We start from the raw sequence: 15154 nt of genomic DNA, 5'->3' as shown, positions 1-15154 counted from the left end.
GGATGACCGAGGTTGCCGTGGCGGGCGGCCGCCGCTCGGCGGACGACCGGCGCAGACAACTGATCGGCATCGGTCTGGGCATGCTGATCGATCGCCCCTGGCACCAGATCACCGTCGACGCGGTCGCGCAGGAGGCGGGCATCTCGCGCGGGTTGCTGTTCCACTACTTCCCGACCAAGCAGGACTACTACGCGCAACTCGTGCACGCCGCGTCGCAGCGATTCCTGCGCGCCACCGGCCCCGATCCGGACGCGGCGGACCCGCTCGCGTCGATGATCGCCAACTTCGTGGGCTACATGCGCAGGCGCAGCGGACCACTGGTGGGGCTGCTCCGCGCCGCGGGGCAGGACCCGGTGCTCGAGTCGATCATGGAGCGGATGCACGACGAACTGACCGATCGGGTGTTCGCCGCTCTGGGCCGGCCCGCGCGCTCGACCGCCGAGCGCCTGGTGGTGCGTTCGTGGTGGGCGATGGCCGAGGACCTCACCGTGCAGTGGCTGTCCCGCGACGACGTCGACCAGGACGGGCTGGACCGGCTGCTGTTCGACATGTTGTCCCGGGTGCTCGACTCGGTGGACGCCGAACGCGCGGCCGGGCACCGGTGAGTGACGGAGAGCTGTTCGCGGATCCGGCGCGGCACGCCGCGATGATCGCGGCCCGGGGGTGTGGGCGGGCCCGGTGCCGCCGAGGGGCGAATCTCGACAGCACCGGCGTATCCGAACGCGCTGCGGGAGCGCACGCGCCGCCGCGAAGGGAGAGCGCGCCACTCCAGCATAGAGCGATCAATGGTCTGCTGCGCGGTAGGAGGGGAAATGCCTGCGACGCGCGGGGAATCACCTCGCGGCGCGTGTGTCGTCCGCGGCGCGCCGAATAGTTTTGCGAGATGGCAAATGAACAGTTTCGCCAGTAGCGGTGGATCGACTATGAATGAGACGTGCCGTTGCCATTCGTGATCACTTGTCTGCCATCGACTCTCCCGTGCGGGGAGCGCTGATGGTCATCGAACATCCCATCGAGGACGAGGTTACACAGCTGGCGAGGCGGGTCGAGAAGGCCCGTGGACGGCTCGCCTACCAGTTCGATCCCGCGCTCACCGAGGCGCTGTCGGAGGACGAACTGTATGCCGAACGTGAGCTCGCCGAACGGATTCGCACCCAGGAGCGTGGACAGCGCTGGAAAGAGGCGCAGGCGGCCGCCGCGGCGTCCGACCGCGCCAGGCAGACCACCGAAGCGATCGAGAAGGCCGACATGCGAGACCTTTTGCTCGCCCGCAAGGCGATTGCCGCGCAACGGCGCGAATCCAGCCCGCACGCGAAGCTGGCCTCGCTCTACCGGCATCGGTCCTGGTCGCTGCGCGCGCTGGCGGGCGTCGTCGCGGCTGGCATGTTGTGGTCGGCGGTCAACGTCCAGCACAACATCGCTCCCGGTGGCGCGACCGATCCGCTGTACTGGTTCAGCTACCTGCTCGAAGGCATGATCAGCGTCTGCCTGATCATCATCATGATCGGCACCAACAAGGTCGCCGAGTGGGGTGTGGTGGACAACCGCCGTCAGGTCGCGGCCGCCGAAATGGCCCTGCTGACCTTGACCGTCAGCCTCAACACCTACCCCTATCTGCGCGCGGGCGCGTGGTACGACGCGGCCGTGCACGCCATCGCGCCGGTGATGATCGGCGTCGCGCTGCTCATCCACGACGCCGCGAGCGCCCGCTACGGCCTCGCCATCGCCAGGGCCACCGAGCAGGTCCGCGACCTGCCCGACCCGGCCGAGCAGATCCGGCTCACGCTGCCCAGGTACCGGATGCCCGCCGCGCCCGAGGCGCCGGGCATCCCGCACGAGCAGGTGAACCCCGAACCGCGGCCCGTGGTGGCCGCGCCCCCGGTGGAGGTCGTCGAGCAGGAGGCCGTCGAGGTCGTCGAAACCGACAGCGCTCCGGAGGTTTCCGAGGAGCAGCCCGTGGCCGTGGCGAAGGCCGAGACCCAATGGGCGCCGGTCGAGGCACCGCGGAAGCCGTTGCTGCCCGAGTCGATCGAGGACCTCGACGCGATGGAAGTCTTCAGCGCGTCGACGCGGGTCGAAGACAGCGTCGTCAACGGCAGTGCGCCGTCGGCCAACGGGAAGAAGCTCGTCGCGAGCGAGCCCGCATCGGTCGCGGCCGCCAGGTCCGAGGACCGTCCGGCCGCGCGGGTGCCCGCCGACGAGCCCGCCGCAGCGAAGGTGGTCGTCCGGCAGACGCCCCCGGCCAAGCCCCGCACCACGGTCGCCGAGACCGAGGTCGCGACGGCGGAGATCCCGGTGGCCACGCGCCGCCCGCAGGCGGAAGCCAAGAGCGACAGCCCGACGCCGGAGCCCAAGAACGACAAGGACGCCCCCAAGCCCGATATCGCGCAGCCGCCGACGGCCCGCACGCCGGACATCTACGACACCGGTTCGTTCCGCGTCGCCGACATCCTCGAGCAGGAACTCGCCGAGTTGCAGGCCGAACGCCGCCGCGCCCGCACCAGCAGGCAGCGTTCCGCCTCGACAGCCGGCCGCGAGTCCTAGCGCCCAGTTCCCGGCGACGATGCCCGTCAGCGCACCCCGCGCCGACGGGCATCGTCGTTCTTCGGGCCGGATCGTCCGGGCGCTTCAGGATTTCGGCTCGGACAGCGGCGCCGTTCCGGCCCATTCCGCCCAGTCGGCGAGCGCGTCGTAGAGCCGCACCGCGGCTTCTACCGTGATGCGCATAGTGCACCAGTCCCGGCGCGATTCGGCGCGGCTGCGCGGTCTTCTCGCCGCACCGGCTCGTCGGTCGCCCGGCTGCTGAGAGCGGATCTGCCCACGGCAGCAGACAGCCGGTTTCGTGCCGCTGGTGCGGCACCGTGGAGCCATGGCTCACGATGACAAGACCCCGATGTTCAGCTGGCGGGCGCGCGAGCAACTGCTCAGCCGCCGCATCGTCGTGCTCGACGGCGCGCTCGATGACGACAACGGCACGCTGCTGATGACCCAGCTGCTCACGCTCGCCGCCGAGGACCCCGAGGCGGGTATCTCGCTGTGGATCCATTCGCCGGGCGGATCGGTTCCCTCGATGCTCGCCATCCGCGACGTGATGCGGCTGGTGCCGTGCGAGGTCTCCACGCTCGCGCTCGGATTGGCTTGCAGTGCGGGGCAATTCCTCTTGTCGTCAGGGAGCAAAGGCAAGCGTTTCGCATTGCCGCACGCGCGGGTGCTGATGCACCAGGGATCAGCGGGCATCGGCGGCACCGCCGTGGACGTCGAGGTCCAAGCCGACGATCTGCGCTACACCGTCGACACGGTGCTCGGAATCATCGCCGAGGACACCGGCCAGCCGTTCGACCGAATCTACGAGGATTCGCTGCACGACCGCTGGTTCACCGCGGCGCAGGCCAAGGAGTACGGCTTCGTCGACCACATCGTCGACTCGTTCGGGCAGATCGTCCCCCAACGCCAGCGAATCGGGATCTCGGCATGAGCGGTCAGGCCCGGAGGCGGCAGCGCAGCGTGACCACGCAGGGCCCTGCTCATGCCGGAATCGGACGCAGCATGAGCGGTCAGGCCCGGAGGCGGCAGCGCAGCGTGACCACGCAGGGCCCTGCTCATGCCGGAATCGGACGCAGCATGAGCGGTCAGGCCCGGAGGCGGCAGCGCAGCGTAACCACGCAGGGCCCTGCTCATGCCGGAATCGGATACAGCATGAGCGGTCAGGCCCGGAGGCGGCAGCGCAGCGTAACCACGCAGGGCCCCGCTCATGCCGGAATCGGATACAGCATGAGCGGTCAGGCCCGGAGGCGGCAGCGCAGCGTAACCACGCAGGGCCCCGCTCATGCCGGAAAGGACACAGCATGAGTACCTACACCATTCCCAATGTGATCGCGCAGCATCCGCGCGGCGGCGAGCGGATCACCGACATCTACTCCCACCTGCTCGCCGAGCGCATCGTCTACCTCGGCACGCCGATCGACTCGGGCGTCGCCAACGCGCTCATCGCGCAGCTGCTGCACCTGGAGTCGGAAAGCCCGGAGCAGGAGATCAACCTCTACATCAACTGTGAGGGCGGGGATCTGTCGTCCATGCTCGCCGTGTACGACACGATGCAGCACATTCAGTCGCCCGTGCAGACCACCTGCGTCGGGCAGGCGATCGCGGTGGGCGCGGTGCTGCTGGCGGGCGGCGAACCCGGCCGCCGCGCCATGCTCCCGCACGCCAGGGTGGTGCTGCACCAACCCGCCGCGCGCGGGCAGGGCACGATTCCCGATTTGATCCTGCAGGCCGACGAACTGGTGCGCATGCGGGCGGAGATCGAGTCGATCCTGTCCAAGCACACCGGGCAAACGGTGGAGCGGCTACGGCGCGACACCGATCGCGACCGGGTCTTCACCGCGTCGGCCGCGGTCGAGTACGGCCTCGTCGACCAGGTCCTGGGGCGGCGGGACTAGGCCGCCAGGGCCATCAGCGTGGGCCCGGTGCCGGAACGTGGCGCAGGCCGTCGCAAGAGTGCTATCCGGCGCCGGGCCCGCAGCTGGTCGGCCACCTGGCCGGTGAGTTCGCCCAGTGTGGTGCCGAGGGAGCCGGCCAAGGCGGCGATCATCTCGCTCGAGGGCTCTTTGCGCCCTCTTTCCACCTCCGACAGATACTGCGGGGAAATGCCCGCCCGGCGAGCGGTTTCGACCAGCGTCTCGCTGCGGTCCTGCCGCAGCGTGCGCAACTGTTCGCCGAGCACCTCGCGCCACAAGGGTTCCGGCGGTGTCCGCATGTCCTGCTGCCGGTCGTCGCGTCCACCGGGAATCGAGTGCAGTCTCGGGTGCTCGCTCATGAGCAGAGCGTACGGTCCCGGATCGCTGGTCTGCCCGGCATTACGCTCTGGGCGTACGAACATGGCGGTGTGCGTGGATTCGGCGTGGTCGCCACTGCGATCGGAGCGGACCGAGCATGATGGGAAACCATGCCCGACAATTCGAAGGTTCCCGATCTCAAGCCGCGCAGCCGCGACGTCACCGACGGTCTGGAGAAGACCGCCGCACGCGGGATGCTGCGCGCGGTCGGCATGGGCGACGCGGACTGGGAGAAGCCGCAGATCGGCGTCGCCTCCTCGTGGAACGAGATCACTCCCTGCAATCTGTCCCTGGACCGGCTCGCCCAGGGCTGTAAGGACGGCGTCTTCTCCGGCGGCGGCTTTCCCATGCAGTTCGGCACCATCTCGGTGTCCGACGGCATCTCCATGGGCCACGAGGGGATGCACTTCTCCTTGGTTTCGCGGGAGGTGATCGCCGACAGCGTCGAGACGGTGATGCAAGCCGAGCGGCTCGACGGTTCGGTGCTGCTGGCCGGGTGCGACAAGTCGCTGCCCGGGATGCTGATGGCCGCGGCCCGGCTGAACCTGGCGAGCGTGTTCTTGTACGCGGGGTCGATCCTGCCCGGGATCGCCAAGCTCTCCGACGGCAGCGAGCGCGAGGTGACGATCATCGACGCCTTCGAAGCTGTCGGCGCCTGCGCCCGGGGGCTGATGAGCCGCGAGGACGTCGCCGCCATCGAGCGGGCGATCTGCCCGGGCGAAGGGGCGTGCGGTGGCATGTACACCGCCAACACCATGGCCAGCGCGGCGGAGGCGCTGGGCATGTCGCTGCCCGGCAGCGCGGCCCCGCCAGCGACCGACCGCCGCCGCGACGGTTACGCCCGCCGCAGCGGCGAGGCCGTGATCGAGTTGATCCGGCAGGGGATCACGCCCGCCGACATCCTCACCAAACCGGCTTTCGAGAACGCGATCGCGGTCGTCATGGCGTTCGGCGGGTCCACCAACGCCGTGCTGCATCTACTGGCCATCGCGCACGAGGCGAACGTCGATCTCTCGCTGGACGACTTCGCGCGCATCGGCCGCCGCGTTCCGCACCTCGCCGACGTCAAACCCTTCGGCAAGCACGTGATGACCGATGTGGACCGGATCGGCGGCGTGCCGGTGATGATGAAGGCTCTGCTCGACGCCGGGTTGTTGCACGGCGACTGCCTGACGGTGACGGGACGGACGGTGGCGGAGAACCTGGCCGACATCACCCCGCCGGACCCCGACGGCAAGGTGATCCGCGCGATGGCGGCACCGATCCATCCGACCGGTGGCATCACCATCCTGTCCGGTTCGCTCGCTCCGGACGGCGCCGTCGTCAAGTCGGCGGGCTTCGATTCCGACGTATTCGCCGGCACGGCACGGGTTTTCGACCGGGAACGCGCGGCGATGGACGCGCTGGAAGACGGCACGATCGCGGCGGGCGACGTGGTCGTCATCCGGTACGAGGGACCGAAAGGCGGTCCCGGAATGCGCGAGATGCTCGCCATCACCGCGGCCATCAAGGGCGCGGGCCTGGGCAAGGACGTCCTGCTGCTCACCGACGGACGGTTCTCCGGCGGCACCACCGGCCTGTGTGTCGGGCATGTCGCCCCGGAGGCCGTGGACGGCGGACCGATCGCCTTCGTGCGCGACGGTGACCCCATCCGGCTCGACGTCGCCGCGGGCACTCTCGACCTGCTGGTCGACGCCGACGAACTCGCGCGCCGCCGGGACGGCTGGGCACCACTGCCGCCTCGCTACACGCGCGGCGTCTTGGCCAAGTACACGAAACTGGTCGGCTCGGCCTCGATCGGTGCCGTCTGCGGCTGACGCCCGCGCGACTCTGCGGTCACAACCGCACAACGAGGTCGCTAAGCTATATTTTTGTAGCTACAATTGACTAGCTACTTTGCCGTATCTATATTTGCGTTGTGAACGCAAGAAAGCCCGTTGAGAAGGGGCGCCGGACCCAGCGCGAGTTACGCGCCGACTGTCATGCGGCCGTCATCGCCGAGGCCGCCGAGGCGGGGGTGGCGCGGTTGGCGATGGAGGGAGTCGCGCGTCGCGCGGGTGTGGCCAAGACCTCGCTCTACCGGCATTGGCCGACAGTCGAGGACTTGCTGATCGAGGCCCTGGCGCAGGCGTATCCGGTCGAAGTTCCGTCCCCCACGGGCGGCAACCTGCGCGGCGACCTGCTGCGCGCACTGGAGCAGTTGACGCAGTGGCTGTCCGCGCCGACCGGAGCAGCCGCCGCTGCCGTCCTCGCGGAACGGCAGCGGCGGCCCGACCTGGTCGAGGCGCTCTACCACAATGTCTTCGACCTGCGTGGCGGCCGATTCACCCGGACGGTGCTCGACCATTACGCGTCACTGGGGCAGATCGACTCCGCGCTGATCACACCGATCGTGAGCGATATCGGCGAGGCGCTGGTGATCAAGCATCAGATCGACACCGGACGGTGGCCCGACGAGCGCGTCCGGGCGGCCATCGTCGATCAAGCTCTCTTGCCTGCACTCGGATTCCCGCCTCCACAACAGAAGAGCACAACGAAATGACAAGCGCACCCGCGAATCCGGTTCGCATCGACTGGACCGCCACCACCGGCACCTCGCGCACCACACTGACAACGCACGTGTGGACCGCTCCGCCGCTGCGCCGGAATTCGCCGATCCACGACAAAGCCTTCGCCGCGCTGCGCGCGCTCGACGCCGACCTCGTTCGGTTCCTGCCGTGGTATTCCCACCCGCGCATCTCGGTCGCCGAGCTGACCCCGCCCACGGCGACCGAGACATTCTGGGATTTCCAGCTGCTCGATCCCCTGGTCGAGGACTTCATGGACGCCGCGGAAGGCCGGCCGGTCGTCGCGAATTTCGCGACCATTCCGGCCTGGATGTTCCGCACCGACGAGCCCGTGGCCGTAGCGGAGAACCGCGACGAGATCCATTGGGACTACGAGCGGGGCACCGAATTCCGCGATCCCACCTTCACCGAGGTGGCGGATTACTTCTACCGTGTCGCCAGTTGGTATATCGCGGGTGGGTTCACCGACGAACTGGGGCGTCGCCACGAGTCGGGGCATCATTACCGCTTCGCATATTGGGAAGTCCTGTGCGAGCCGGACCTCGGGCACCGGATCGGACCGGAGGCCTACACGAGACTCTATGACGCGGTCGTGGAACGTCTTCGCCCGCTGGATCCCGAGATGAAATTCGTCGGATTGTCGCTGAGCCACATCCACCGCAATCCCGAGTACTACTGGAATTTCCTGGATCCGGCCAATCATCGTCCCGGCGTTCCGGTCGACGCTTTCTCCTACCACTTCTACGCCCAGCCGGACATCGTCAATCCGTTCGGGCCGGAGGGCAACGCGCCGGCCGCGCACTTGCGCGACATCTTCTTCGCGCGAGCGGATGGTTTCCTGGACCAGGCACGGTTCATCGAAGGTATCCGGCGCAGGCTCGCGCCGGACGCGGCGACGTTCATCAACGAGATCGGCACGTTCCCGGCCGACCTCATGAATCCGAGCCCGGAGATTCCCGATGATTACTGGGCACTCAGCGCCGCGGTGCAGTCCTACCTCTGGGCCGAGCTGGTCGCGCTCGGGGTCGACTTGGTCGGCATCGCCGAATTCATGGACTACCCCGGCATGATCCCCGGCACATCGCTGATCGACTGGGAGACCGGCGCCCCGAACCTGCGTTACGAAGCCCTGGCCTTATTGCTGCGGCATTTCGGCCCGGGCGATCAGCTGGCCGCGACCAGCACCGCCTACCCCGATCCACGCTTTCACGCACGAGCTTTCGTCACCGCTTCCGGCAGACGAAAGCTTCTGCTGGTCAATAAGTTCGACGCACCCCTGACGGTCACCATCGCGACGTCCGTACCGATTTCTGTCGAGCAGGTGGGGTTCGATGGTTTGCGAGCCGCACCGCTCGGCGAGCCCGTTGTGGCGATCGACGGCTTCGCCACCGCTGTCATCGATTTCTGAGGCAGCGATCCGCGCGGCGCGATCGCGCCGCGCGGACCGCTCGGAGCTACTTCGCGGCGGCTCGGGCGATCAACTCGCAGACCACGTCGGGAGCCGACACCGAGACCGCGTGCGAGGCCGAGACCTCGACGACATCGGCGCCCGCCCGCTGCGCCATGAACCGCTGCGCTTCCACCGGAATGTTCTTGTCCTCGCTGGTGAGCAGCGCGAACGACCGGATATCCCGCCACGCGGTTGCGGTGGCGGGCTGTTGCAGGGCGTCGAGGGCGACCGGCCGCTGGGTCGCGGCCATCAGCTCGCCGGTGGCGGCGGGCACGTCGGCGGCGAACTGCCGGTGGAATTCCTCCTGCCGGATGTAGAGCTCGGTGCCGGTGCCCCCGCCCGGAAGCGGGTAGGCCGCGGCCCGGGTGGTCGGCCCGAGCGTCGATCCGGGGAACTTGTCGGTCAATTGCAGCGCGCTCTCGCCTTCGTCGGGAATGAAAGCGGCGATGTAGACGAGCGCTTCGACATTGCTCTTCCCGGCGGCGGCAACCGTGATGACGCTCCCGCCGTAGGAATGGCCGACCAGAACGCACGGCCCTTCCACGGTGTCGAGGACCGAGGCAACATAGGCGGCGTCACTGTCGAGGCCGCGCAACGGATTGGCGGCCGCGATGACGGAATGTCCTTGTGCGCGCAACCGTTCGATGACCCCGTTCCAGCTGGAGGAGTCGGCGAACGCGCCGTGGACAAGCACGATGGTCGGGCTGGTGGGCTCGGTGCTCACGAGTGTGATTCCTCCGAATCGGATCGTCGGGTACGGCTCAGGCGGGGTACAGGGCGGACCGCAAAGTCGCGACGGCCTGCGCCACCGCCGCCTTGGCGGCATGGGTGTCGTGCAGCGAGTTGACCATCACGAAGTCGTGCACGATCCCGCCGTAGCGCACCTGGGTGACCGGCACGCCCGCGGCGCGCAACTTGCCCGCGAAGGCTTCGCCCTCGTCGCGCAGCACATCGGCCTCGGCGGTGATGACCAGCGCGGGCGGCAGCCCGGCCAGCTGCGCGGTGGTCGCGCGCAGCGGGGACACCGTGATCTGCGCGCGCTCGTCCGCACTGGTGGTGTACTGATCCCAGAACCACTTCATGCCCTCGCGGGTGAGGAAGTACCCCTCGGCGAACTGCTCGTAGGAGCCCGTGTCGAAATTGGCGTCGGTCACCGGGTAGAACAGCACCTGCTGAACGAAGGAGACATCGCCGCGTTCCTTGGCCATCAGGGTCAGCGCGATGGCCATGTTGCCGCCGACCGAGTCGCCCGCGATCGCGATGCGGGACGAATCGAGGCCCTTCTCGGCGCCATGGGTGGTGACCCATTGGGCGACGCGGTAGGACTGCTCGTTGGCCACCGGGTAGCGCACGTCCGGAGACCGGTCGTACTCGGGGAACACGACGGCCGCGTTCGTGCCGACGGCGAGATCGCGCACCAGGCGGTCGTGCGTGTGCGCGTCGCCGAACACCCATCCCGCGCCGTGGGTGTAGACGATCACCGGCAATGTCCCGGTAGCGCCCTGCGGCTTGACGATCCGAACCCGCACCGAGCCGGTCGGCCCGCCCTCGACGGTGATCCACTCCTCGTCGATCTCGGGCTTGAAGATCGGCGAGTCCTGCACGCCGTCCACCGCTTTGCGGCCCTCTTCGGGCGGGAGCTGGTAGAGGAACGGCGGCTGTGCGGTCGCGTCGACGAACTCCTGCGCCGCGGGTTCGAGCGAGATGCCCAGCGGGTTTCCTGACATGATCGTGCCTCTCTGATAGGGGTGTGGGAACTGCGGTGGCTCAGGCCGACGCGGCGATCGCGTCGGTGATGACGGCCGCGACTTCGCCGGGGTGGGTCTGCATGACCAGGTGTGGTCCATCGATCTCCACGACCGCGCGGAATCCGGCTCGCCGATAGCCGAATCGCTCGACCTCGGGATTGATGGTTCGGTCGGCGCTGGACACGATGCCCCAGGCCGGTTTGGTCTTCCACGCGGCCGCCGAGGCGGGCTCGTTGAACGCGATGGCGGACAACGGCCGTTGCGAGACCGCGAGCACCGCGGCCTTCGCCGCGTCGAGGCCCGCGGCGAAAACCTCCGGGAAGGCGCTGATCTCGACCGAGACGTCCGTGCCGGGCTCGGCGCCCTCGATCGGGTACGGCGCGTAGACGAGGTTGGCCGCCAGGTCGGAGTCCGGGAACCCGCCCTGCAGCTGACCGAGGCTCTCGCCCTCCTCGAGGGCGTAGCCGGACACGTAGACCAAGCCCACGACGTTGTCGGCGACGCCAGCGACGGTGATGACGGCCCCGCCGTAGGAGTGCCCGGCCAGCAGCACGGGGCCGTCGATCCGCTCCACGAACGACCTGATGTAGGCCGCGTCCGCCGCGAGGCTGCGATTGAACACCGGAGGAACCAGGACGCGATGGCCCCTGGCCGAGCAGCCGTTCGGTGACCGGGGACCAGCTCGAGGCATCGGCGAAAGCGCCGTGCACCAGGACGATGGTCGGACTTGCCGGGGCGGACATAGCGTTCCTTTCTCCAGCGCACGACGAGTGGCGCTGTGGCCGACCCAGTCTCGGCCGGACACCCATGCGCGCGCCCCTCCGCACGGGCCACAAATGCCTCTGATCAGGACACGGCCTGCTCCATCACCGGCTCCGCCCTGGCGGTCGACCGGAAGCGTTGCTGGTATTTGCTCGGGGAGACGCCCAGGCGCGCCACGAACGCGCGGCGCAACGCCTCGCTGGTGCCGTATCCCGCGGCCATCGCGGTCTCCGTCACGCTGTACCCGGCGTGCAGCATGTCCCGGGCCGTGCCGAAGCGGATGAACGCGACGTACTCCGCGGGGGAGCGTTCGAGTTCCGCCCGGAACAGCCGGGTCAGATGCCGGACGCTGACCCGCGCGTGCGCGGCGAGGGTCTGCACGGTGTGCGGGTAGGCCGGATCCGCGCAGATCAAGTCCACGACTCCGCGCACCAGCGGGCTGCGCGGCACGGGTCCGCTCAGCGACGCGGAGAACTGGGATTGCCCTCCCGCGCGCTGCATGTAGACCACCAGCGCCTGCGCCACGTTCCGCGCGACGTCGGCGCCGTGGTCCTCTTCGACGAGGGCCAGTGCGAGATCGACGCCCGCCGCGACCCCGGCCGAGCTGTAGAGGTTGCCGTCCCGCACGAAGATGGCGTCGGGGTCCACCTCGATGGACGGGTAGCGCCGCGCGAGGTCGGCCGCGAATTTCCAGTGCGTGCTCGCGCGTCTGCCGTCGAACAGGCCCAGTTCGGCCAGCACGAACGCGCCACTGCAGATGGATGCCAACCGCCGCGTGTTGCAGGACAGGTGCCGTGCGGCCGCCAGCACCGCCGGCGTCACGAATTTGCCCGGCGGCAGCTCGCTTCCCGGGATCACCACCGTGTCGAAACGGCCCGCCTCGGCGGCCGCGCAGCTCACCTCGACCCGCGCGCCGATCGAGGTCTGGGCGTCCTTGCCATCGGCCGAGACCAGGACCACCTCGTACCCCGCCACCGATTGATTCGCCTCTACGAACACCTCCGCGGGCCCCACGAAGTCGAGCATCTTCACGCCGTCGAAGACCAGAATGCCCACCCGTTTGCTGGGCGAGGCGGCGAAGTTGTGGGACATGTCAACAGTATTGTGGAGGCGAGCCTCCAGAACAAGTGATGTGCCGGACCTCGCACACCGATTGGTACGGTGAGCGCATGGGACGGCCGCGACAGTTCGACGAATCGAGCCTGCTCGACGCCGCGACCGAGCTGTTCTGGTCGAAGGGTTTCGACAGCACGTCGGTGGAAGACGTCTCGCTGGCGACCGGCGTCGGGAACGGGAGCATCTACGCCGCCTACGGCAGCAAGCGCGGCCTGTTCTTGGTGGCGTTCGAACGCTATTGCGAGCGCCGCGCGCGTCTGGTCCGCGAGGCCATCGGTTCGGCGGGCGGTTCGGCGCGCTCCGCGGTGCGCGCGCTGTACCAGGCGATCATCGAAGACTGTGCCGCGCAGCCGGATCGGCGCGGGTGTCTGATGATCAACAGCATCGCCCAGCTCGCCACCCGGATCCCCGAGGTCGCCACCATCGGGACCCGGACCACCACGGCCATGGAGCAGGGCGTCGCCGACCGGCTGCGCCCCGCCATGCACGACGCCGGAGCCGGCGACGAAGCCACGCTCTCGGCCGTCAGCGCCAATGTCGTGATGGTCGCCCAGGGCCTGATCCAATTGAGCCGTTTGGGTTTTCCCCCGCAGCGCTTGCACGAGATCGCCGACGTGTCTTGTGCGGCACTGCCGCAGGCTTGGGCCGATCAGCCTGTGCGCTGACCGGGTCCAGGGCGCCGACCACCGACGCGCACGCCGGTACGCGCACCGTGCCAACGTCGCGGGTCAGGGCGGCGTACCGGCCGCGCGGTCGTTCGTGACGCGGAGCAGGTCGAGCTTCCCCGCGTCGTCGCTTCCGTCCGCCGCCGTGTAGGTGACCATGCGAAGGTCGGCGCCTGGAACGACGAGGACGTCGCAGTCGAGGGTGATGTCGCCGACCTCGGGGTGCCGGATCGTCTTCCGGTCGGACGTGTGCTTGGACGCGGTCGCCGTCGTCCAGAGCTGCGCGAAAGCGCCGGACGCGGTGCGAAGATCCCGCACGAGGCGATCGAGCCCGGCGTCGGCGGGATACCGGGACACCGCGTCCTTCAGATCGGCGACGATCGACGCCGCGAACGCGCCTTCCGCGCGGTCGGACCGGAAGGGACGGACCGAAGCCCGCGCCGCGCCGGTGCCGAAAACGGCACGCGCGAGGTTGCGCTCGGTGGCGGGGACCGTCGAGGGGTCGCCGTGCAGGGCGCTCCACATGCCGTTCCACCACACGAGTGTCCAGTCGGCGGCGAACACCCCGATCGGGACGTCGCCGAGACGCGCGGTGAGCCGTTGGACGCCAGGGGGCACGTGCGTGCCGATCGTTCCGTCCTGCGGCGGCAGCAGACCGGCCTTGCGGTACAGCTCGTCGCGCTCGCTCCGGGACAGCTGCAGAGCCCGCGCGAGCGCGCCGACCACCTGCGCCGACGGATTGCGGGCGCGACCTTGCTCCAAGCGCAGGATGTAGTCGACCGACAGCCCGGCGAGCTGCGCGAGCTCCTCACGGCGCAGTCCCGGGGCACGCCGGCCGGCCGTCACCGGGAAACCGGCGTCGACGGGCGACAGGCGGTCGCGCCAGGCGTGCAGCAGCGCGCCGAAATCGGAACGAGAACGAGCCACGCCTCCATTCTGTCTGCCGCGCGTCGCGGCAGCCTGGGTACCGGCAGTCCTGGTGACGGGCACGGCACTGGCAGCCCACAGCCAGGGCGACGACCATCGAAGACGACCGATCGGGCCCACAGTGCAGGAGGTTCCATGCCGTCGACCATCGTGATGACGGGGGCGAGTCGCGGGATCGGCCGCGTCGCCGCGGAGCGCATCCTCCGCGCGTCACCGCAGGCGCATCTCGTCGTCGCCGCCCGCGGCTCCACCGGCGCACGACTGGCCGCCGAACTGGGCGCCGGGGGGCAGCGGGTGTCGCACGTCGAGGTCGACCTCGGCGCACCGGACAGCGTGCGTTCGGCCGTGGCCGAGATCCGCGGCAGGCTCGACCGGGACGAGCTGCCGCCGCTGCGCGGTTTCGTGGGCAACGCGGGAATGCAGTACACGAACGCGCTCACCGAGGGGCCCGGCGGATTCGAGTCCACCTTCGCCGTCAACGTGCTCGCCAACCATCTGTTCATCCGCCTGCTCGAGGATCGCTTCGACGCCCCGGCCCGGATCGTGATCACCGTGAGCGACACCCACTTCGGCGACTTGCGGCACAACTTGGGTATGGTGCCCGGCCCGGTCTGGCAGCCCCCGGACGTCCTCGCTCGCCCAGGCGCGTTTCCCGAGCCGCGTACCACCGCCGCCGGACGCACCGCGTACTCGACGAGCAAACTCGCCGCCATCTACCTCGTGCACGAGTACGCACGCCGCCTGCGGTCCGGGATCGAGGTCATCGGCTTCAACCCGGGGTTCGTCCCCGGCACCGGCCTCGCCCGCAACGCGGGTCCGGCGTCCCGGTTCGCGATGCGCCGCATCCTGCCGGTGCTCACCCTCACGCCGTTCGCGACCAGCCGCGCGGCCGCCGGGCGCTACCTCGCCGACGTCGTCGTCGGCGCCACCGCCGCGCCGACCGGCGCCTACGTCGACCGCGGCCGGGTGGACCGCTCGTCGGAGGAGTCGTACGACCCGCGGCGCGAAGCCGGACTCTGGGACGCCCTCGAGCGTTTCATCGCGCCCTACGCCCTCTGATCGGGGGAGCGCCGCGCTGCGCAGA

15 protein-coding genes are annotated in these 15154 nt (G+C 69.3%); 9 read left to right on the top strand and 6 right to left on the bottom strand.

What is annotated here, in order from left to right; genetic code table 11:
* Positions 1-2 precede the first annotated feature (2 nt).
* The 4 genes from QMG86_RS25010 (at position 3) to QMG86_RS24995 (ending at position 4439) form a co-directional block, all read left to right on the top strand.
* Entirely contained in the window at positions 3-605 is a 603-nt protein-coding gene (locus QMG86_RS25010) for a TetR/AcrR family transcriptional regulator (protein ID WP_281875107.1), read from the top strand.
* Between the two features lie 388 nt (positions 606-993).
* Entirely contained in the window at positions 994-2544 is a 1551-nt protein-coding gene (locus QMG86_RS25005) for a hypothetical protein (RefSeq protein ID WP_281875106.1), read from the top strand.
* A 325-nt stretch (positions 2545-2869) separates the two neighbouring features.
* Positions 2870-3475 carry a ClpP family protease gene (locus QMG86_RS25000; RefSeq protein WP_159842514.1) on the top strand — a complete coding sequence of 202 codons (606 nt, stop codon included), beginning with the start codon at positions 2870-2872 and terminating at the stop codon, positions 3473-3475.
* 370 nt (positions 3476-3845) lie between these two features.
* Positions 3846-4439 carry a ClpP family protease gene (locus tag QMG86_RS24995; RefSeq protein WP_159842512.1) on the top strand — a complete coding sequence of 198 codons (594 nt, stop codon included), beginning with the start codon at positions 3846-3848 and terminating at the stop codon, positions 4437-4439.
* Here the strand turns inward: QMG86_RS24995 and QMG86_RS24990 are convergent.
* Entirely contained in the window at positions 4436-4816 is a 381-nt protein-coding gene (locus QMG86_RS24990) for a helix-turn-helix domain-containing protein (RefSeq protein WP_281875105.1), read from the bottom strand. The genes QMG86_RS24995 and QMG86_RS24990 overlap by 4 nt on opposite strands.
* 129 nt (positions 4817-4945) lie before the next feature.
* Here QMG86_RS24990 and ilvD point away from each other — a divergent pair, with 129 nt between their 5' ends.
* From ilvD to QMG86_RS24975, 3 genes are all read left to right on the top strand, one after another.
* The gene (ilvD, locus tag QMG86_RS24985; RefSeq protein WP_281875104.1) at positions 4946-6652 is read left to right on the top strand and encodes a dihydroxy-acid dehydratase; all 1707 of its coding nucleotides are present in this window, start codon (positions 4946-4948) and stop codon (positions 6650-6652) included.
* Positions 6653-6753: 101 nt separating this feature from the next.
* Entirely contained in the window at positions 6754-7377 is a 624-nt protein-coding gene (locus tag QMG86_RS24980; protein ID WP_281875103.1) for a TetR/AcrR family transcriptional regulator, read from the top strand.
* On the top strand, positions 7374-8810 hold the full coding sequence (locus QMG86_RS24975; RefSeq protein ID WP_281875102.1) for a hypothetical protein: 1437 nt from the start codon (positions 7374-7376) through the stop codon (positions 8808-8810). The genes QMG86_RS24980 and QMG86_RS24975 overlap by 4 nt, the downstream gene beginning before the upstream one ends.
* 46 nt (positions 8811-8856) lie before the next feature.
* On the opposite strand, the gene QMG86_RS24970 is transcribed toward QMG86_RS24975, so the two are convergent.
* The 4 genes from QMG86_RS24970 to QMG86_RS24955 form a co-directional block, all read right to left on the bottom strand.
* Complete coding sequence (locus QMG86_RS24970) at positions 8857-9576, bottom strand: alpha/beta fold hydrolase (RefSeq protein WP_281875101.1); 720 nt, start codon at positions 9574-9576, stop codon at positions 8857-8859.
* 37 nt (positions 9577-9613) lie between these two features.
* A complete protein-coding gene (locus QMG86_RS24965) occupies positions 9614-10579 on the bottom strand; it encodes an alpha/beta hydrolase (RefSeq protein ID WP_281875100.1) in 966 nt (321 codons plus the stop codon).
* A gap of 40 nt (positions 10580-10619) precedes the next feature.
* Positions 10620-11222 carry an alpha/beta hydrolase gene (locus QMG86_RS24960; RefSeq protein WP_281875099.1) on the bottom strand — a complete coding sequence of 201 codons (603 nt, stop codon included), beginning with the start codon at positions 11220-11222 and terminating at the stop codon, positions 10620-10622.
* Positions 11223-11446: 224 nt separating this feature from the next.
* Positions 11447-12454: a GlxA family transcriptional regulator gene (locus QMG86_RS24955; protein WP_281875098.1), complete on the bottom strand. Its 1008-nt coding sequence runs from the start codon at positions 12452-12454 to the stop codon at positions 11447-11449.
* A gap of 77 nt (positions 12455-12531) precedes the next feature.
* Here QMG86_RS24955 and QMG86_RS24950 point away from each other — a divergent pair, with 77 nt between their 5' ends.
* Entirely contained in the window at positions 12532-13143 is a 612-nt protein-coding gene (locus QMG86_RS24950; RefSeq protein WP_281875096.1) for a TetR/AcrR family transcriptional regulator, read from the top strand.
* A gap of 63 nt (positions 13144-13206) precedes the next feature.
* Here QMG86_RS24950 and QMG86_RS24945 read toward each other — a convergent pair whose 3' ends face one another.
* Complete coding sequence (locus QMG86_RS24945; protein WP_281875095.1) at positions 13207-14070, bottom strand: helix-turn-helix transcriptional regulator; 864 nt, start codon at positions 14068-14070, stop codon at positions 13207-13209.
* 135 nt (positions 14071-14205) lie between these two features.
* Between QMG86_RS24945 and QMG86_RS24940 the strand changes: the two genes are divergently transcribed.
* Complete coding sequence (locus QMG86_RS24940) at positions 14206-15129, top strand: SDR family NAD(P)-dependent oxidoreductase (protein ID WP_281875094.1); 924 nt, start codon at positions 14206-14208, stop codon at positions 15127-15129.
* Positions 15130-15154: the final 25 nt, after the last annotated feature.

This window comes from Nocardia sputorum, assembly GCF_027924405.1.
Taxonomy (GTDB): domain Bacteria; phylum Actinomycetota; class Actinomycetes; order Mycobacteriales; family Mycobacteriaceae; genus Nocardia; species Nocardia sputorum.
This window is presented reverse-complemented; position numbering and strand designations above follow the sequence as displayed.

Excerpts from the sequence above, each read along its gene's own strand:
- QMG86_RS25005 (WP_281875106.1), top strand. The coding sequence starts at position 994 with ATGGTCATCGAACATCCCATCGAGGACGAGGTTACACAGCTGGCGAGG.
- QMG86_RS24940 (WP_281875094.1), top strand. The coding sequence starts at position 14,206 with ATGCCGTCGACCATCGTGATGACGGGGGCGAGTCGCGGGATCGGCCGC.
- QMG86_RS25010 (WP_281875107.1), top strand. The coding sequence starts at position 3 with ATGACCGAGGTTGCCGTGGCGGGCGGCCGCCGCTCGGCGGACGACCGG.
- QMG86_RS24990 (WP_281875105.1), bottom strand. The coding sequence starts at position 4,816 with ATGAGCGAGCACCCGAGACTGCACTCGATTCCCGGTGGACGCGACGAC.
- ilvD (WP_281875104.1), top strand. The coding sequence starts at position 4,946 with ATGCCCGACAATTCGAAGGTTCCCGATCTCAAGCCGCGCAGCCGCGAC.
- QMG86_RS25000 (WP_159842514.1), top strand. The coding sequence starts at position 2,870 with ATGGCTCACGATGACAAGACCCCGATGTTCAGCTGGCGGGCGCGCGAG.
- QMG86_RS24955 (WP_281875098.1), bottom strand. The coding sequence starts at position 12,454 with ATGTCCCACAACTTCGCCGCCTCGCCCAGCAAACGGGTGGGCATTCTG.
- QMG86_RS24965 (WP_281875100.1), bottom strand. The coding sequence starts at position 10,579 with ATGTCAGGAAACCCGCTGGGCATCTCGCTCGAACCCGCGGCGCAGGAG.
- QMG86_RS24975 (WP_281875102.1), top strand. The coding sequence starts at position 7,374 with ATGACAAGCGCACCCGCGAATCCGGTTCGCATCGACTGGACCGCCACC.
- QMG86_RS24950 (WP_281875096.1), top strand. The coding sequence starts at position 12,532 with ATGGGACGGCCGCGACAGTTCGACGAATCGAGCCTGCTCGACGCCGCG.
- QMG86_RS24995 (WP_159842512.1), top strand. The coding sequence starts at position 3,846 with ATGAGTACCTACACCATTCCCAATGTGATCGCGCAGCATCCGCGCGGC.